16 protein-coding genes are annotated in these 16934 nt (G+C 69.3%); 5 read left to right on the forward strand and 11 right to left on the reverse strand.

Annotated elements, in window-relative coordinates; translation table 11 throughout:
• Positions 1-126: 126 nt before the first annotated feature.
• Positions 127-3111, forward strand: coding sequence for a TonB-dependent receptor plug domain-containing protein (locus GGQ96_RS06630; protein WP_246360213.1), 2985 nt, complete (start codon positions 127-129; stop codon positions 3109-3111).
• 102 nt (positions 3112-3213) lie between these two features.
• On the opposite strand, the gene GGQ96_RS06635 is transcribed toward GGQ96_RS06630, so the two are convergent.
• From GGQ96_RS06635 to GGQ96_RS06645, 3 genes are read right to left on the reverse strand one after another with little or no spacing between them, the layout of a single operon-like run.
• Positions 3214-4671: a TolC family protein gene (locus GGQ96_RS06635; RefSeq protein ID WP_246360214.1), complete on the reverse strand. Its 1458-nt coding sequence runs from the start codon at positions 4669-4671 to the stop codon at positions 3214-3216.
• Complete coding sequence (locus GGQ96_RS06640; protein WP_184112841.1) at positions 4671-5762, reverse strand: efflux RND transporter periplasmic adaptor subunit; 1092 nt, start codon at positions 5760-5762, stop codon at positions 4671-4673. Before GGQ96_RS06640 ends, GGQ96_RS06635 begins: the two co-directional genes overlap by 1 nt.
• Positions 5746-7431: an ATP-binding cassette domain-containing protein gene (locus GGQ96_RS06645; RefSeq protein WP_184112843.1), complete on the reverse strand. Its 1686-nt coding sequence runs from the start codon at positions 7429-7431 to the stop codon at positions 5746-5748. Before GGQ96_RS06645 ends, GGQ96_RS06640 begins: the two co-directional genes overlap by 17 nt.
• 180 nt (positions 7432-7611) lie before the next feature.
• On the opposite strand from GGQ96_RS06645, the gene GGQ96_RS06650 reads away from it, so the two are divergent.
• Entirely contained in the window at positions 7612-8514 is a 903-nt protein-coding gene (locus GGQ96_RS06650) for a LysR family transcriptional regulator (protein WP_184112845.1), read from the forward strand.
• Between the two features lie 18 nt (positions 8515-8532).
• Here GGQ96_RS06650 and GGQ96_RS06655 read toward each other — a convergent pair whose 3' ends face one another.
• A complete protein-coding gene (locus GGQ96_RS06655) occupies positions 8533-9594 on the reverse strand; it encodes an SDR family oxidoreductase (protein WP_184112847.1) in 1062 nt (353 codons plus the stop codon).
• Between the two features lie 92 nt (positions 9595-9686).
• On the opposite strand from GGQ96_RS06655, the gene GGQ96_RS06660 reads away from it, so the two are divergent.
• Together GGQ96_RS06660 and GGQ96_RS06665 are read left to right on the forward strand one after the other, a co-directional pair.
• Complete coding sequence (locus tag GGQ96_RS06660; protein ID WP_184112849.1) at positions 9687-10067, forward strand: winged helix-turn-helix transcriptional regulator; 381 nt, start codon at positions 9687-9689, stop codon at positions 10065-10067.
• A 38-nt stretch (positions 10068-10105) separates the two neighbouring features.
• Positions 10106-10426, forward strand: coding sequence for a hypothetical protein (locus GGQ96_RS06665; RefSeq protein WP_184112851.1), 321 nt, complete (start codon positions 10106-10108; stop codon positions 10424-10426).
• 16 nt (positions 10427-10442) lie between these two features.
• On the opposite strand, the gene GGQ96_RS06670 is transcribed toward GGQ96_RS06665, so the two are convergent.
• Genes GGQ96_RS06670 through GGQ96_RS06680 form a run of 3 tightly spaced genes read right to left on the reverse strand, consistent with a single transcriptional unit; the run spans position 10443 to position 13389 of the window.
• Complete coding sequence (locus GGQ96_RS06670) at positions 10443-11459, reverse strand: DHH family phosphoesterase (RefSeq protein WP_184112853.1); 1017 nt, start codon at positions 11457-11459, stop codon at positions 10443-10445.
• A 50-nt stretch (positions 11460-11509) separates the two neighbouring features.
• The gene (locus tag GGQ96_RS06675; RefSeq protein WP_184112855.1) at positions 11510-12493 is read right to left on the reverse strand and encodes a glycosyltransferase family 2 protein; all 984 of its coding nucleotides are present in this window, start codon (positions 12491-12493) and stop codon (positions 11510-11512) included.
• Entirely contained in the window at positions 12490-13389 is a 900-nt protein-coding gene (locus GGQ96_RS06680) for a polysaccharide pyruvyl transferase family protein (protein ID WP_184112857.1), read from the reverse strand. Before GGQ96_RS06680 ends, GGQ96_RS06675 begins: the two co-directional genes overlap by 4 nt.
• A gap of 161 nt (positions 13390-13550) precedes the next feature.
• On the opposite strand from GGQ96_RS06680, the gene GGQ96_RS06685 reads away from it, so the two are divergent.
• A complete protein-coding gene (locus tag GGQ96_RS06685) occupies positions 13551-13697 on the forward strand; it encodes a hypothetical protein (RefSeq protein ID WP_184112859.1) in 147 nt (48 codons plus the stop codon).
• Here the strand turns inward: GGQ96_RS06685 and GGQ96_RS06690 are convergent.
• The 4 genes from GGQ96_RS06690 to pcaF all read right to left on the reverse strand — a co-directional run bounded on the left by GGQ96_RS06690 (position 13687) and on the right by pcaF (position 16908).
• Positions 13687-14445 carry a hypothetical protein gene (locus tag GGQ96_RS06690; protein WP_246360216.1) on the reverse strand — a complete coding sequence of 253 codons (759 nt, stop codon included), beginning with the start codon at positions 14443-14445 and terminating at the stop codon, positions 13687-13689. The genes GGQ96_RS06685 and GGQ96_RS06690 overlap by 11 nt on opposite strands.
• Positions 14446-14481: 36 nt before the next feature.
• Entirely contained in the window at positions 14482-14790 is a 309-nt protein-coding gene (locus tag GGQ96_RS06695; protein WP_184112861.1) for a hypothetical protein, read from the reverse strand.
• 194 nt (positions 14791-14984) lie between these two features.
• Positions 14985-15617 (reverse strand): hypothetical protein, encoded by a 633-nt coding sequence (locus GGQ96_RS06700; protein ID WP_184112863.1) that lies wholly within the window; start codon positions 15615-15617, stop codon positions 14985-14987.
• Positions 15618-15705: 88 nt separating this feature from the next.
• Positions 15706-16908, reverse strand: coding sequence for a 3-oxoadipyl-CoA thiolase (gene pcaF, locus GGQ96_RS06705; protein ID WP_184112865.1), 1203 nt, complete (start codon positions 16906-16908; stop codon positions 15706-15708).
• Positions 16909-16934: the final 26 nt, after the last annotated feature.

The following is a 16934-nucleotide window of genomic DNA, read 5'->3' on the forward strand; positions in this document are numbered from 1 at the left end:
AGCTTTGCAACGCCGGTTGACACTCTGTCCGACACGGCTAGTTATCGATGGTAACGTTACCGTCAGCGAGGCGGACGTTGGATAACGAAGAACGACCGCAATGGTCGCGAGACAGGGAGTGGATGGATGAAAGCAGTGCTGAAGGGCCGTGTCGCATCGTTGCGCGCCGGCGCGGCGGGCTTGGCGATGGCGATGGCCGGCCTATTTCCGGCGGACGCGCAGGCGCAGCTCCCCCAGACCGAACAGCCCGGCGGGACGGCGACCGCGCAGGCCGACGCCAGTGCCCCGACCGGGGCCGAGGACCCCGCGCAGGCGGTCGACAAGGACATCGTCGTCACCGGATCGCGCATCACCACCAGCGGCTTCACCGCGCCGACCCCGACCACCGTGCTCGACGCGAACGCCATCGCCGCCAACGCCCAGCCCAACATCTTCACCACGATCGCGCAACTGCCCTCGCTGCAGGGGTCCAGCGGCACCAGCGTCAACACCTTCAGCACCTCCAGCGGCGCGCAGGGGCTCAGTTCCTTCTCGCTCCGCGGCGTCGGCGCGATCCGCACCCTGACCCTGCTCGACGGGCAGCGCGTGGTCGGCGCGAACGTCACCGGCGTGCCCGACATCAGCCAGTTTCCGCAGCTCCTGATCAAGCGGGTCGACATCGTCAATGGCGGCGCGTCCGCGTCCTACGGATCGGACGCAGTCGGCGGCGTGGTCAACTTCATCACGGACACGCGGTTCAAGGGGGTCAAGGGCAATGTCCAGGGCGGCATCACCGACTATGGCGACAACGAACAGGTGCTGGTCCAGCTCGCTGCGGGCGCCAGCCTGCTCGACGACCGGCTGCACGTGATCGGCAGCACCGAATATGCCCGCGACCAGGGTGTCGGCGGCGGCGATTTCGGCATCGGCCTGGCCGGCGGACGCGACTGGTTCAAGCAGACCACACTAGTCAATCGCAACGTCACCAATGACGGTTCGCCGCAATATGTGATCCGCGACTTCGCCCAGTCGATCGGCTTCGGCAAATATGGCCTGATCACCGCCGGGCCGTTGCAGGGCATCGCCTTCGACGAGTCGGGCAAGCCGTTCCAGTTCCAATATGGCTCGAACGGCGTGCCGTCGCGCAACGCCTCGGGCGCGGTGATCGGCTGTTTCGCCGGCTTCTGCCAGGGTGGCGACCTGTCGGGCAATGTCGATGCCGGGCGTTCGCTGCTGTCTGGGCTGGAGCGGCTGAACAGCTATGGCCGGGTCGGCTTCGACTTCGCGCCGGACAACGAAGTCTATGTCACCGCCAATATCGCGCGGGTGCGCACCAACAACCAGCCCGTCGGCGGCCAGAACCGTCCGAACCTGACCATCCAGTGCGCCAACCCCTACGTGCCGGCGCTGGTCAAGGCGGCGTGCGCCGATGCGGGCATCACCAGCTTCCAGTTCGGCACCAGCAACGCCGCGCTCGGCAACAGTCAGGTCCATACCGACCGCCGCCAATATCGCTTCGTGGTCGGCACCAAGGGGCGCACCCCGGTGTTCGGCACCGACTGGAGCTACGACATCTATGTCGAGCATGGCACCAACCGCACCAGGATCGATGTCGACAACATCCTGTTGTCGCGCCGCTTCAACCAGGCGATCAACGCGACCACGCTGAACGGCGCGATCGTCTGCGCCGACGCGGCCGCGCGAGCCAGCGGATGCCAGCCGCTCAACGTCTTCGGCGGCAACCCCTCCCAGGCCGCGCTCGATTACCTGATGCCGCAAAACGGACCGCGCCAGCGTACGCGACAGACCCAGGACGTCGCCAGCCTCAACTTTTCGGGCTCGCCCTTCCAATCCTGGGCGGGACCGGTGTCGATCGCGTTCGGCGGCGAGTTCCGGCACGAGTTCTACCGCGTCACCGCCGACCCGTACGGCGCCGGGATCGCGGCGTCGCCGTACAATGCCGAATATCCGTTCGACCCGGTGCTGCTGCCGGCAGGCAACAACTGGTATGCCGGCAATTACAAGAACGGCACCGGCGGCTACAGCGTCAAGGAGGCCTTCGTCGAAGCCGATGTGCCGCTCCTGAACAGCGACTCCACCGGCCGGGCGAGCATCAACGGCGCGGCGCGCATCACCGACTACAGCACGTCCGGCACCGTCTGGGCCTGGAAGCTTGGCGGGACCTGGGATACGCCGATCGACGGCCTGCGCCTGCGCGGCGTGACCTCGCGCGACGTGCGCGCGCCCAATCTGTCGGAACTGTTCGCCGCGCCGGTCACGACGACCTTGCCCAATTTCTTCGATCCGTTCCGCAACGTCAACGTACTGGCGATCCAGAACACGATCGGCAACACCGGCCTGAAGCCGGAGATCGCCCGCAACACCACCGCCGGCTTCGCCTTTTCGGGATCACGCTGGCTGCCGGGCTTCAGCCTGTCGGTCGACTATTACAAGATCAAGATCGACGACGTGATCTCCAGCCTGGGCGCGACCGACATCGTCGACCTCTGCTATCGCGGCATCCTTCCGGAGACGTGCGGCGCGTTCAACCTGAACAACGCCAACGGCCCGAACTTCATCAACGTGCAGGCGTTCAACCTGGCCTCGATCGACACCGACGGCTTCGACATCGAGGCGAGCTACCGCTGGCGGCGGCCTCTGGGCCTGCCGGGAACGCTGACACTGCGCGCGCTGGCGACGCATGTCCGCAAGTTCGTGACCGATACCGGCCTCGCGGGCACGATCCCCAACGATACGGCCGGCGTCAACATCGGCAATACGCCCGACTGGAAGTGGCTGGCGGTGCAGAGCTACGAGACCGACACCTTCTCGCTGCTGGTGCAGGAGCGCTGGTTCAGCGACGGCGTGCTGGGGACGCAATATGTGCAATGCTCCGCCGGCAATTGCCCGGAATCGACCCAGCAGCGTCCGACCATCGACCAGAATTTCGTGCCGGGCGCCTTCTACATGGATATCGGCGGCACCTATAATGTGACCAGCGCGGTCACCGCCTATGTCAAGGTCGACAATCTGTTCAACCGCGATCCGGCCAAGTCGCCCTATTTCGTCAACCCGGCGCTCTACGACGTACTGGGCCGCACCTATCGCCTGGGCGTCCGCTTCTCCTTCTGAGCAGGGCGTGGCTCCGGGCGGTGGGGCGACGACAATCCGCTCGGCTGTCGAACGCCGCCCCTTGCCGGGGGGATCGAACCGAGCCGCCGTGTCCTCGCGCGCTCAAGGCTCCAGCCCAAGGGCGACGCGATCGGCGGTGGCCGCGGCGAGTTCGGCGCGGGCGGCGGCGATCCGCGCCTGGGCGTCGATCAGCCGTACCCGCGCGTCGTTGGCCGTCTCTTCGCGCTGGTTGACCAGGAAGAAGTCGCTCGACCCCAATTCGAACCGTCGGCGCTCGGCCGCCGCCAGCCGTTCGGCGAGTTGGCGCTCCTGTTCCGCGATCGCGGCCAGCTTTTCCGCCGCGGCGACGCCGATGGTGATCCCCTCCACCTCCACCGCGATCTGGTCGCGCAGGAAGCGCTGGCGCGCCGCCAATGCATCCATCTCCGCGCGCGCCTCGACGATCTTGCCCTTGGCGGCCCGGTTCTGGAGCGGCAGCGAGAAGCGGAACCCGACCGCCGCCTCCAGCGGGGTGCGCGAGGGGCCGCCCAGGCCGATCGGACCGACATCCTTGCCCAGCTCGCCGCGCAGGTCGAGCCGGGGGCGAAGGTCGTTCTGCGCCAGCGCGAGCCGTGCCGATCCCTGGTCGATCCGCGCCAGCAGCATCTGCAGGTCGGGGCGTTGCCGCTCGAAATCGGCGCGCGCCGCCGCCGCCACGCCGGCCAGGGCACTGGCATCGGCCGGCAGGCGCTCGGGCCCGACCCGCACCGGCTCGCCGGCCGCGTCGCGATAGAAGAGCGACAGGGCATTGGCCGCCGCCCGGAAGTCCCCCTCGGCCCGCACCACCAGCGCACGGCGGCGGACGAGATTCTGGTCGTTCTCGGCCAGCAGTATGTCGGGACGCGCGCCGAGCTGGACCTGGCGCGCCAGGCCGCCGCGCCGGCTCTCGGACAAGTCGAGCAGGTCGCGATAGGCGCGCAGCCGCAGGCCCGCCGCGACCCAATTCTGATAGGCGTCGATCGCGCGCCGCTGCACGCCGATCGCCACCGCCTGGCGTTCGAACTGGGCGATGTCGATATCGGCCGAGGCCAGGGTGCGGCGGGTCCGACGCTCGTCGACCAGCCGGTCGCGCAGCAGCGAATAGAGCGCGCCGACCTTCACCTCGCCCAGCCGATTGGTGTAGTTCTCGTCCTCGTAGACGGGAAAGTCGCCTCGGCTGACCCGGTAGCCGCCATAGACATAGCCGCCATTGCCGGTCAGCGGGCGGGTGGCGCGCGCGGCGGCGACGGTGCCGTCATAATAACCCAGCGCCCGCGAGCGGCCATCGGCCTCGAACACCGTGTCGAACGCGCCATCGGCGGTGACGGCGCGTCCCTCGGCGGCGCGGACCTTGGCCAGCGCCTCGATGATCTGCGGCGCGGCGCGGGCCGAGGCCTGCAGCACCGCGTCCAGCGTGAGCGGGGCGGAGTCCGTGTCGGGCGTCGGCACGGGTGCCGGGTTGGCCGTGATACGTTGGGCGACGGCCGGCGCGGGCAGGGCCGTGGTGACGAGCAGGGCGGGTATCAGGAGCAGCGACCGCATCATTTCAGCTTGCCTGCCTTGGCCGCGATCTTCTTGTCGTCGTCCTTGCCGCCGGCATCCTTGCCGGTGCCATCCTTGTCAATCACGGACTGCCCGAACTCGAGCGGAAAGTCGTTGAGCTGGCGCCAGAGCTCATAGCCGACCGTGACCGTCTCGCCCTGCACCCAGCCCTGCACCTTGCCGCCCAGCCGGACGAAGCGCCGCTCCGGCCAGGCGGGCTTGCCGGGGGCGGGTTCGACCAGGATCCGGAACAGCCCCTGCGCATTGGCATTGGGATCGATCGTGCGGACGCGGCCATCGAAGAAGCCATAAGCGACCGAGGGCCAGCCGCTGAACTGTATCGCGGGCCAGCCCTCGAACTCCAGTCGCACCGGCCGGCCGGGACGCAGCAGCGGCACGTCGCGGCCATCGATCAGCAGCTCCACCGCGCGCTCCACCTGTTCGGGTGCCACCACCGCCAGCGCCGTTCCTGCCGAGACATAGGCGCCGCCGGCCGCCGCGTTCAGGTTCTGGATCCGGCCGTCGCGCGGTGCACGGACGAGCTGCGCCGACTGGCGGTTGAGCTGCACGTCGATCCGGTTCAGCTTGGCGCGCGACTCCGCCAGCTTCGCGCCGGAGTCCGCCACTTTGATCTGCGCCTGCTCATAGTCGCGGCGCGACGCCAGTCCTTCGGCATAAAGCTGTCGGGTGCGGTTGACGTCGATCTGCGCGACCGCACGCGACTGCTGCACCGAGGCGATCTCCGCCTGCACCTGGGCCCGCTCGGCCGCGAGGCGCGACAGCAGGTTGGGATCGAGATCGATGATCCGGGCGATCGGGTCGCCACGCTTCACATGCTGGCCGTCATGGACGTACCAGCGTTCGACCCGGCCGGGGACCAGCGCGGTCACGTCCTGCGCTCGGTCCTGCGGGTCGAGCGAGACGACCTGACCGCGCCCCACCGCGGTCTGGAGCCAGGGCACGAGAAACAGGATGACGATGGCCGCGGCGATGCCCATCGCCACGATCCAGGCCACGGCGACCGCGACGCGCGGCGGCCGCAGCGACGCCAGGGTGCGGAAATGGGCGAGCTGTTCAGGCGGATACGGCATCGTCGCCCTCCCGGTTGCAAGCGGCCTGGAGCGCGGCCAGCGTCGCGAAGCGGCGCTGTTCGGTCAGGCCAAGATGGAGATAGCCGTCCAGTGCCAGATCCTCGGGCCGGCCGGTGCAGAGCAGCACGGTGGTGCCATGCGCCTTCAGCACCTGCATGGCGGCGCGCAGCCGCTCGGGCGGCAGCAGGTCGAAGATCTGGCCGAGCAGCAGCAGCTTGGGCCGGACGAGCAGCGCATTGGCCAGCTTCAGCGCCATGGTCTCGCCGACGCTGAGTGGATAGCCCGTCGAGCCGAGCGGCGTGTCGAGCCCCTGCGGCAGGCTGGCGAGCCGGCGTTCCAGCCCGACCATGGCCAGCGCCTCCATCGCCGCGTCGTCCAGCCCCTGCGAGGCGAGGCGGAGATATTCGCGGATCGTCACCTCGACGATCGTCGACCGGTCGAGCACCGTCACGTCCGAGCGCAGACGGTACATGTCGAACGAGCCGAGGTCGCCGCCGCCGATCCGGACCAGGCCGCGCTCCGGCAGCGCGTGCCGCTTCAGCAGCATGGCCAGGCCGCGCTCGGCACCCGGCTCGGCGACGGCCACGAGCTGCTCGCCGGCCTCCAGCGTCAGAGTGTAGCGCGCGTCCCGGAACGCCACGTCGGTCAGCTTGACCGCGCCGTCGCGCGGGCCATTGTCGCCGCGCACCGGGGCCTCCTGGGGAATGGCGAACAGCAACGACAGTTCCTCGGAACTGGCGACCATGTCGTAGAAGATGTCGAGATAAGTGCCGAGCTGGGCGATGCCGTAGAATACGCCCGACAGGATCAGCTCCGCCGCGACGAGCTGGCCCAGCGACAATTGCCCGCGCAGGATCAACATGCCGCCGAGCAGCAGCAGCCCGGCGCTGGCGAAGGCGTAGATCAAAAGGAAGGCGACGGTCTGCGCGAACTGGTAGCGGAAATAGCGACGGTGGGTCGCGACATAGGCCTCGGTCATCGCCTCCGACCGGGTCATCGCGAAGTCGAGATGGCGGGCGGACTTGTAGAAGCCGTTCGATCCGCCGACGCTTTCCAGCCAGCCGGCGGCATTGTGCTTGGCGTGGCTGAGCGCGACCGCGCCGCTGATTGCGCCACGCCGCCAGAGCATCCAGACCAGCAGCACCGCCGCCACCAGCACCGCGTTGAACGCGAGGAACACCGGGTGGTAGAAGCTGGTGATGGTCAGTCCGATCACTGCCTGGAGCATGATCGTGAAGGCGCCGATCACCATGCTCGGCACCGATTTCTGCACGACCACCAGGTCGAAGAAGCGGTTGAACAGGTGACCGCGATTGCCGTCGGCGAAAAAGGGATCCTGCGCATGGACCGCGCGCAGCGTGACTTCCGCCACCACCCGCGCGAACAACCGTCGTTCGAACGCTGCCATGATCCAGACGCGCAGCGCGCTGAGCCCCGCCACCATCAGCAGCAGGAGGAGGAGGACGCCCGACAGAGCCCAGAGCGGCGCCGGCATCGCGGTATTGGCGACGCTGTTGATGAGGAGCTGCACCGAGATCGGCGTCGCCAACGCCAGCAGGCTGATCGCAATCGTATAGACGATCCCCAGCCGGATATAGGCTCCGTCAGGCCCGATGCTCTGCGACAGCCACCCCACCGCGTCGCGAAATCCCAGTCGTTGCGCTGCCAAGACCATCCCCTTTTCGCGCCCTGGCCTGGCTCGGACAGACTCGAGTCCGCCAAAATCCTGCCGCTCAACCCAGGCGCACCATCGACGATTAATTCAGATTGCACCAGGGTAACGACATATCATCCGCAAGGCCAATCGGATTTGGGATGAAGCGCCCATAGGCTCGGGCTATAGGAAGCCATGCCCACGCTGCGTCAACTCGAATATCTGGTCACCATCGCGGATACGGGATCGTTCGCGCTCGCCGCGCGCGTGGCGCGGGTCTCGCAGCCGACGCTCAGCCAGCAGGTTCGCGCCCTGGAGGACCGGCTGGGCGCGCGGCTTCTGGAGCGGAGCGCGTCGGGGGCCATGCTGACGCCGGTGGGGCGCACGATCGTGGCGACGGCGCGGCGCATGTTGAGCGACGCCAGCGATATCGTCGCCTTAGCGGCGGGGGCGTCGAACAGTCTCGCGGGCATCCTGCGGCTGGGCACGACGCCGACGCTCGGGCCGTATCTCCTGTCGCCGATCATCGCCGAATTGCACCGCATGGCGCCGAACCTGCGCCTGCATGTCCGCGAGGGCATTCCCGACGAGCAGATGCTGGAATTGTCGCGGGGCGACATCGACGTGATGCTGGGGCCGTTGCCGATGAGTGGCGACGACCTGACGATCGAGCCGCTGTTCCGCGAGCCGCTCCATCTGGTCGCGGCGCTCGACCATCCGATCGACTCGGCCGCCGAGGCCCCGCCGGAAGCGCTGGCCGGCACCCCACTGCTCACGCTCGACCCGCGCCACCACCTGGCCCGGCAGGCGGCCGAGATCGCAGAGCGCTATGGCATGACGGTCGCCCCGGATTATTACGGCACCAGCCTGGACAGCCTGCACCAGATGGTGGCGAGCGGGTTGGGGCTGGCGTTGCTGCCCGGCCTCTACCTGCGGTCGGATGTCGGTGGCCTGGCCGGCCTCAAGATCCTGTCCGTCCAGAACTGGCGGGCGCATCGGTCGATCGCGATCGCCTGGCGCCGGCAATCGCCGATGAGCGCCGCCTTCCGCCTGATCGCCGACCATGTCCAGGGTTGCGCCCGCCAGCTCTTGGCGTGATGCCGTTCGGGCCCGCCTTTACGGGATCAGGCGATCGTCGCGCAGCCGCTGGAACAGGTCGAAAAAGGCATCGTCGGTCGGACGGTAATCGGTGAAGCCGAGCCGCCGGCTCTTCGACATGTCGGTGACGACTTCGATCGGACGGCCCAGGTCGGCGTCGGTATGCCAGGGCGAGGCGAGGCGGGCCAGGTCGGCTTCGGCAAGTCCTTCGCGCGTCGCGATCTCGCGCCACAGGCCGGCATCGTCCGCCATCTGGTCCTCCAGCGGCCGCACGATGCCGTCGAACGGCGCGGCCTCGATGCCAAACCAGTCGGCGATGCGACCCCACATCCATTGCCAGCGGAAGACGTCGCCGTTGACGATGTTGAACGCCTGATCATGCGCCGCCGCGGTCTCGGTCGCCCACAGCATGTGCCGCGCGAGCTGGCCCGCATCGGTCATGTCGGTCAGCCCGCTCCACTGCGCGGCCGAACCGGGGAAGCGGAACGGGCGGCCGGTCTCGCGGCAGAGCGTCGCATAGACCGCCAGCGTCGTGCCCATGTTCATCGCATTGCCGACCGCCAGGCCGATCACGGTATGCGGGCGATGCACGCTCCAGGTGAAGCGGTCGCGCGCGGCGGCGGCGAACAGTTCATCCTCTTGGGCATAATAGAAATTCTCGACGTCCAGCCGCCCTTGCTCCTCGCGGAACGGCGTTTGGGGCAGGCTTCCCCGGCCATAGGCCTCGAACGGGCCGAGATAATGTTTGAGGCCGGTCACCAGCGCGACATGGCGCGGCCCGGACGCGTCGCGCAGTCCGTCAAGCAGGTTGCGCACCATCGCCGCGTTGACGCGAATGTTCGCCGCCTCGCTGTCCTGGCGCAGCCAGGTCGCAATGAATACTGCGTCGGGATTCAGGTCGCGCAGCGCCGCCCTGGTCGTGTCCGGGTCCTGCAGGTCGGCGGCGACCGGATGGATACCCGGTTGGGTGGAGGGGCGTCGCGCCAGGCCATGCACCGTCCAGCCCCGTTCGTTCAGCAGCGTCGCGGTCGCGCTGCCGACGATCCCGCTCGCGCCCACCACCAATGCCGTTTTTGCCATGACAATCTCCTTTTCGACAGGGCACTTAGTCATGGGTGGACAGGGCCACCAGACGGCACCATCTGGTGCCCTGGGCACCAGGGAGTAACCATATGCAGCCGGGTACGGCGGATGACGAATGGCGGGAGGATTGCGCGCCGCGCCGCGTGCTGGAGCTGTTCGCGACCAAATGGACCAGCATGGTGCTGCACACGCTCCACGCCCGCCACGACGGTGCGGCGCGCACCGGCGTGCTGCTCCGCAGCCTGCCGGGCATCTCGAAGAAGATGCTGACCCAGACCGTCCGCGACATGGAGGCCAGCGGCCTGCTGAGCCGGCAGGTCCACAGCGCCATCCCGCCGATGGTCGAATATCGGTTGACCGATCTCGGCCGGCGCTTCGTCGAGCCGGTCGAACTTTTGTACGGCTGGGGGCGCGACAATGCCGATGCGCTGGATCGCCTGGCGCCGCGTCCGCGGTCGCGGCGCGCCTGACGCTGGCGGCCGGCAGTTCCCGTGCTAAGGGCGCAGCCATGTCGAAGTCCCACCCTACCTCCGGCGCTGTCGCCGTCGATGGCGTCACCTATGACTGGCGCCTCCAGCGCGAACCGCATCAGTCGGACGACGAGGGGTGGAAGGGGATGACCCTCGCGCTTCTCCAGCGCGACGCCAAGCGTGAGGTGTTCGTGGAATTCCCGCCGCCCAAGCGGCTGCTCAAGGGCCTGCCACGCGGGCGGCTGCAACTGGACGACGCGACCATCGCGCGCTGCGTGCGCGCTGCGCTTTCGGCCGGGTGGGAGCCGATGTCGCGCGGGCGGCCGGTGACGGTGGTGGTCGACGCCGAGGGAAACTGACGCCGCCGCGCGAACGTCAGGAGTCGAGCCGGGCCTGGGGCAGGCCGAGCGCCGCGACGAAGCGGTTCCACGCGGCGACCGGCAAGGCGCCGCCCGTCGCTTGGGCGTGGCCATTGCCATAGCGGCCGTCGGCACCATCGGGGCGGTGGTCGGCGAGGAAGGCGATGAGATCGCGGCCGGTGGCCGAGCGGGCGGCGAAATGCACCCAACCGGGTCGGTAGCCCCGATTGGCGGCGATCACGATCTTGTCCTTCAGCCGGCTGCGCCATTGCTGGGCGATCAGCGGATGGATCTGGCAGGGCGTATCCAGGGCTATCAGCGCCACGTCGCCCGCCACCAGCGGGGCAACCCGTTTGCCCGCGTCCATCGCGGCGCGCACCTCCGCCTTGGCGGCATGGAGCGCCGCCGTGTCGGCGTCGTCACCCTTGGTGATCGCCTTGGGGCCGTCGGCCCGCAGCAACAGGCGCAGCGCCGGGCCGGCGTCGGCCAAGGCGGTGCGTCGCGGCGCGTTGATCAACGCGGTCGCATCCCGCAGCGCCGTCTTGCCCCAGCGCGCCTGCGCCGCCGCCAGCTCGGGGAACCGCGACTCCTCCGCCATGTCGCCGATCAGCCCGATCGCAGCCAGCCACAACAGGTCCGACGGGTCGCCGAGCGCCTCGGCGGCCCACCAGGCCAGCAGCGCAGTCGTCGGCTCCGGGTCGAGGCCGTTGCCGCTGATCGTGACGGCGTCCTCCGGCGTGCCGGTCGGGACGTGGTGGTCGATGACCAGGGTCGGACAGCCGGGCAGGACCGGCTCCGCGCGAGTGCCGAGATCGGCGACGATCAGGCCGGCGGGTGCGAGCGTCGACAGCCGGCTGCGGGTGTCGGCGTCCCATGGCGACCCGGTCTTGCCGATCACCACGGGCTCGGCGACCCGACCGGCGCCACGAAGCGCGCGCACCAGAATCGCCGCCGCGGCGAGGCCGTCGGCATCGAAGTGGCTGAGGACGACGACCGGGCCCACGCGCCCGAAGCCATCGAGCGCGTCGGTCATGGCCGATCGCGTCGCGGCCCGAACGTCCACCGCCTGGGAAAGCCTGCCTGTCATGATGATCCCAACGAAGAATCGGGGCGCCGGGTCCGGCGTTCCCGGCCGGTGGCCGCGAGGGTCGGATCGGCGGCCGGCTGGCGCGCCGGCGCCTCGCGAAGATAGGCGATCATCCCCGCCGCCTTGTGCCGCAGGCGGAAGGCGTAGAAGCGGCGGATGCCGCGATGGGTGGTCACCGGGTCGACCAGGTCGCGCCAGAGATCGGCTATGTCGCGCCCGATCGCGCCCACGACGCGCCGGTCGCGCAGCAGATGCTTGGCATAGAGCGCGCCGTCGCCGCGGCTGTAGCCGGCGAGCAGACGCGTCTCGTCCGCGACCAGCCTGCGGCCATGATGGTGATGGACGACAAAGCGGGGATCGTAGCGGAGCGGAATGCCCAGACCCGTGGCGCGGAACAGATAGTCGGTGTCTTCCGCGGAGACGAACGCAGCACCCGCGCCGAACCGCTCGTCGAACGCCCCGACCCGTGCCGCCACCTGGGCGGAGAAGGCCAGGTTCGCCCCCATGACGAAGCCGCCCGGGAAATCGCCAGGCCGCGCCACCATGGCATGATCCTCCAGCTTCAGCGTGACGGGCAGGTCGGCCGGGTCGCCCGGCAGGATGCGCCCGCCGACGATCGCCGGACCGTCCAGCTCGCCGAAACAGCGGGCCAGTTCGTTGAAGTAGCCCGGGTCGAGCACGCAATCATCGTCGGTCATGGCGATGATGGCTCCACGCGCCGCGTCCAGGCCGCGATTCCGGGCCCGGGCGAGGCCGGCTCGTGGTTCCTGCACCACCCGCACGGGGAAAGCCCGGGCGGCGCGCCACTGCGCCAGCCGGTCCGCCGTGTCGTCCTGCGATCCGTTGTCGACCAGGATCACCTCGACCGCGCCGTGCGGCGCGCGGGCGACGGCGACGGTCACGGAGTCGAGCAGCATGGCGAGGGCCGAGGCCCGGTCGCGCGTGCAGACCAGCAGGCTGATCGCCGGGAGCGCGGTCATGCCGCCCTCCGCACCAGCGGCGACGCCGCCGTCCAGGCCGCGACATAGGCGCCCACCTTGCCATAATCGTTGTCGAGCACGCTGTGCGGAATGCCCAGCAGCAGCGCCAGGATATGACCGTGCAGCCGGTCGGTCACCACCCGCTCGCCGCGCGAAAGCAGGCGCAGGCCGCGTTCCAGGCGATGGCGCGCCTGCCGTTCGCGGGCGCTCGGGGAGGTGCCGGCCGGCAGTCCCGGGCCGTCCTCCAGCCAGTCGACCCGCTCGGCGCCGTCGGGGAGGGCGGTGGCGTGATCGCGCCGTTCGGCATCGGTCCGCATCAGCGCCAGCAGCGTCGCCGAGGCGGGCTCCCGCCGCTGCGGCCCGAGCGCGAAGGCGGAGTCGGGGGCCAGGCCGGCATGGCAGCCCAGATGATCGGCGGCGAACGCCGCGCTCGGTCGATCGCGCACATGGAGCGTGAAGGCGGGATGGGCGGCGACGATGCCGGCGAAGCGCCGCGCCGCCGCCAGATCGCGAAAATGGATCGACTGCGGCAACTGGACGACCGGCCGGTCGCGGACCTGGGTCAGGATCGTCTCGCGCAGATGCTGATGATGCGGCCAGATGTCGCCCAGATTGCCGCCGCCATGGAGCAGCACCACCGTATCGGCGGGCATCCGGGCCAGCGCGGCGGCATCGAAGTCGTGCCAGGTCGCGACATGGTCGGGCTCGCGACCGGTGACGGCCCGCAGCATGGCCAGCTCGCCCAGCCAGATGGCGCTGTCGCCGACATTGGCATGGTCGGGGAAGTCGATCAGCGCATAGCGGCTGCCGGCGCGCAGATGCGTGCGGTAGAGCCTATCCAGCGCGGCGCGCTGCGCCGCCACGACATCGACGGGCTCGCCAGCGGTCCGTGGCATGACATGATCGGCATGCACATGATCGCCGGGATGGGGCAGGGCAGCGAGTTGACCGGCATCGGGCTGCCTGTCTCGTCTGATATCGCGCATCGTCCCCAAGTTTCCCTCTCCCAGACCGCCGGCGGGCGGCCGGGGCGGCTCGCAGAACGCGCGAGAGCGTCTTGGGTCCCGATTTGACGCTGGACGACGATGTCTGGCCGCTATCGTTCCACGGCAACCGATCGGTGCCGGGCACGCCGCTGCCCGGCGGGGCGCATCACCCGATCAGCGTGGCCAGGGCGACCGGGGACACGCAGGTCACGGCGTGAGGCGCGCCTGCGTCGTCAGGGCATGGACGCGTAGGCGCGGGAAGACGTCCTCCGCCGACCGGGTGTCCGGCAGGATGTAGACATAGCCGCCCTTCTTCTGGAACAGCGGCCGCAGCGCGGCGCCGTAGAAGGCGCGCGGCACGTTGATGCAGCCGAAGGTGATGCGATTGTCGTCCGGCTCCGGCGACAATAGGCGCTCGCGGCGCATCTCCCCCTTGGCGGCGTCGGCCGGAATGGGGTGGATCGCGACGCTGTTGGTATAGTCGACCCAAAGCACCTTCTGCCGTCCGGCCGCATAGCCGAACCTGGCGAGATACCGGCCGGCCGGAGTCGTTTTTTCGGCGGGTCCGATCTCGCCGAGCGTCTTGCTGCCGACGCCGGGGGTGGCGGTGTCGCCCGGAGCGATGCCGATCAGCACGGGCACCTGCGCGATCGCCTTGCCATGACCATCATAGAGGATCAGCGATGCGCCGTTCTTGTCGATGACCGCGAAGGGTAACGCATGGTTGTCGCCGGACCCGCCGATCCAGGCGGCCATGCGCTGCTGGTCCGGTGTCGGCGCGATAGGTGCTTCGACGGCCGGCGGTTGCGGGGCGGGCTTGGCCTTGATGCGCGCCTTCGGCGTCGCGGCGGCTTGGGCACCGGTGGCGCAGAGCGCCAGTCCGGCGAAAAGGACGATGACCTTGATGATCGGCTCCCTGGTCCGGGGCGCCCCAAAGGGGAAAAGGGGCGCCCCGGTGTTCGTCATGCTTCAGCCATGTAGGCGCCGGTCGGCGCCCGGTCGTCAGTGGCGCGGACGCTTGCCGCGACGCTCCTGCTCCTGCAGCCGCTGCTCGACGCCATCGACTCGACCGTTGATCTGGTCGACGCGCTGGCCCTGTTGCTGGGCCTGGGCCGACGCGGCCTGGGCCTCGGTCAGCGCCTGCTTGGCCGTGCCATCGGTAGCCTGCAATTGGGTCTCGAGCGTGTCGACCCGTGCGCTGACCGGCGCGATCTGCTCACGAACATAGGATTTGGTGGCGCACCCGCCCAGCACCGGTCCGGCGAGCAGGACCAGCGCCAGGGGGGAGAGCGTCTTCAAAGATGGCAGCATCGCTGTTTTCCAAATAGTTAATAGCCCATCGATGGAGCCCGCATCCGCCGCGATCGGCAAGAGCGCGGTCGGTGGCCCGAGCCTGTGGCGCGATCAGTCGAGTGCGCGCCAACCCCTGTTCATCTGGCGGAAATACTTGAAAAGTTTCGGGGATGTAGCTGTGAATGCTTGCTGAACCGGATTGCCAGAATTCGTTACTGCCGCGAATCGCGAGCGGTCGGGGCGGCGAAGGGATCGGTCGGGATCCGGTCCCGGTCCGCCCGTGCCGGTCGGGGGGCACCCGCGGGTGCGCGATACTGGTCGACGCATCGCCGCAACTCGGCGATCGCCGCGCCGCTGCCGTCGAGTCCGAGTTCCTCGACCGGCACATCGCCCCGCCGGACGTGAAGGACGCGCGACGCCGCGAGGCTGGCGGGGAAGGTCTTGCCGAAGCTGGTGACGAACCCCTTCTTCCCCTGCGTGGCGATGCCGATCGCGACATGGCGGGGGAAAGCCGCGTTCGACAGGCGGAAGTCCATCGTCAGCCGCTCGCGCGGGCGGATCGACCAATTGGCATTGAGGATCGTCAGCCGATTGCCTCCGTCGGTATCCAGGCCCAGTTGCAGCGTGGTCTGCCTGGGCGCGGGATAGGTCCGGCTGAGGAAGCAGCCCTGCTGGTCGCTGCTCGGCGATACGACCCAGTCACCAACCGTCCGCGCCTGATAGGCCGCGCCGGCGGCCGCGGCGTTCGTTACCAGCAAGGCGGCGAGCACGAACCGGCGGAGCGAGGGGCGTGGTCCCGGACCTGGGTGGGCGATGAACCGGGGCGTTCGCAGTCTGATGTTCATGGCCCGGGCTTCTAGCGGAACGGGGCCGACATGTCGCATCCGTTCCGCGCCGCGCCAGACCGCGGCCGGGACTGGCGTGCCTGGACGATCATACCCGCGCCATCGCCAGCGCGATGCCCTGGCCGACGCCGACGCACATCGTCGCCAGGCCATGGGTGCCGCCGGTGACCGTCAGTTCCTCGGCGACGGTCATCGCCAGCCGCGCGCCGGACATGCCCAGCGGATGGCCGAGCGCGATCGCGCCGCCATTGGGGTTCACGCGCGGGTCGTCGTCGGCGATCTCCAGCCCGCGCAGCACGGCGAGCGCCTGGCTCGCAAAAGCCTCGTTCAGTTCAATGACGTCGAGCTGGGCGATGGCCAGTCGTTCGCGCGCGAGCAGCTTCGATACGGCCGGCACTGGACCCACCCCCATGATGCGCGGCGGCACGCCGGCCGCGGCGGCACCGATGATACGGGCGCGAGGCGTCAGTCCGTGCCGCTTCGCCGCCGCCTCCGACGCGATGATCAACGCCGCCGCGCCGTCGTTGATGCCGCTGGAATTGCCGGCGGTGACGGTCCCGTCGGCGCGGACGACGGGCTTCAATCCGGCAAGCGCGCCCAGGCTTGTCGCACGCGGATGCTCGTCGACCGCGACCAGCATCGGCGCGCCCTTGCGCTGGGCGACGCTGACCGGCGCGATCTCGCGGGCGAACCGGCCGCCCGCCACGGCGCACGCAGCCTTTTCCTGGCTGCGCAGGGCGAAGGCGTCCTGATCGTAGCGGGCGATGCGATACTGCTCGGCGACGTTTTCGGCGGTGTGGGGCATCGAGTCCACGCCGTAGAGCGCCGCCATGCGCGGGTTGACGAACCGCCATCCGATCGTCGTATCGTGGATTTCCGCGGAGCGTGCGAAAGCGCTGTCCGCCTTCGGCATCACGAAGGGCGCGCGGCTCATGCTCTCAACTCCGCCGGCGATGACCAGCTCGGCTTCCCCGGCGCGGATCGACCGGGCAGCCATGGCGACGGCGTCCAGGCCCGACCCGCACAGCCGGTTGATTGTGGTGCCGCTGATCCCCTCGCTCAGACCCGCCAGCAGCGTCGCCATGCGCGCGACGTTACGATTGTCCTCGCCGGACTGGTTGGCGCAGCCGAAGACGACATCGTCCACCGACGTCCAGTCCAGCGCCGGATTGCGCTCGGCCAGGACGCGAAGCGTATGGGCGGCAAGATCGTCCGGCCGGACGGAGGACAGCGCACCGCCGTAACGACCGATCGGGGTTCGGACGGCATCACAGATAAAGGCTTCGGCCATCGGGCTCGGGCTTTCGTTGGACAGGG

The organism is Sphingomonas abaci (assembly GCF_014199625.1).
Lineage (GTDB): Bacteria > Pseudomonadota > Alphaproteobacteria > Sphingomonadales > Sphingomonadaceae > Sphingomonas > Sphingomonas abaci.

Bases quoted from the DNA above. Each gene is read 5' to 3' on its own strand.
- GGQ96_RS06690 (WP_246360216.1), bottom strand. From the start codon at position 14,445: ATGACGAACACCGGGGCGCCCCTTTTCCCCTTTGGGGCGCCCCGGACC.
- GGQ96_RS06680 (WP_184112857.1), bottom strand. From the start codon at position 13,389: ATGCCACGGACCGCTGGCGAGCCCGTCGATGTCGTGGCGGCGCAGCGC.
- GGQ96_RS06640 (WP_184112841.1), bottom strand. From the start codon at position 5,762: ATGCCGTATCCGCCTGAACAGCTCGCCCATTTCCGCACCCTGGCGTCG.
- GGQ96_RS06630 (WP_246360213.1), top strand. From the start codon at position 127: ATGAAAGCAGTGCTGAAGGGCCGTGTCGCATCGTTGCGCGCCGGCGCG.
- GGQ96_RS06635 (WP_246360214.1), bottom strand. From the start codon at position 4,671: ATGCGGTCGCTGCTCCTGATACCCGCCCTGCTCGTCACCACGGCCCTG.
- GGQ96_RS06700 (WP_184112863.1), bottom strand. From the start codon at position 15,617: ATGAACATCAGACTGCGAACGCCCCGGTTCATCGCCCACCCAGGTCCG.
- GGQ96_RS06670 (WP_184112853.1), bottom strand. From the start codon at position 11,459: ATGACCGACGCGCTCGATGGCTTCGGGCGCGTGGGCCCGGTCGTCGTC.
- GGQ96_RS06650 (WP_184112845.1), top strand. From the start codon at position 7,612: ATGCCCACGCTGCGTCAACTCGAATATCTGGTCACCATCGCGGATACG.
- GGQ96_RS06660 (WP_184112849.1), top strand. From the start codon at position 9,687: ATGCAGCCGGGTACGGCGGATGACGAATGGCGGGAGGATTGCGCGCCG.
- pcaF (WP_184112865.1), bottom strand. From the start codon at position 16,908: ATGGCCGAAGCCTTTATCTGTGATGCCGTCCGAACCCCGATCGGTCGT.
- GGQ96_RS06655 (WP_184112847.1), bottom strand. From the start codon at position 9,594: ATGGCAAAAACGGCATTGGTGGTGGGCGCGAGCGGGATCGTCGGCAGC.
- GGQ96_RS06695 (WP_184112861.1), bottom strand. From the start codon at position 14,790: ATGCTGCCATCTTTGAAGACGCTCTCCCCCCTGGCGCTGGTCCTGCTC.
- GGQ96_RS06665 (WP_184112851.1), top strand. From the start codon at position 10,106: ATGTCGAAGTCCCACCCTACCTCCGGCGCTGTCGCCGTCGATGGCGTC.
- GGQ96_RS06675 (WP_184112855.1), bottom strand. From the start codon at position 12,493: ATGACCGCGCTCCCGGCGATCAGCCTGCTGGTCTGCACGCGCGACCGG.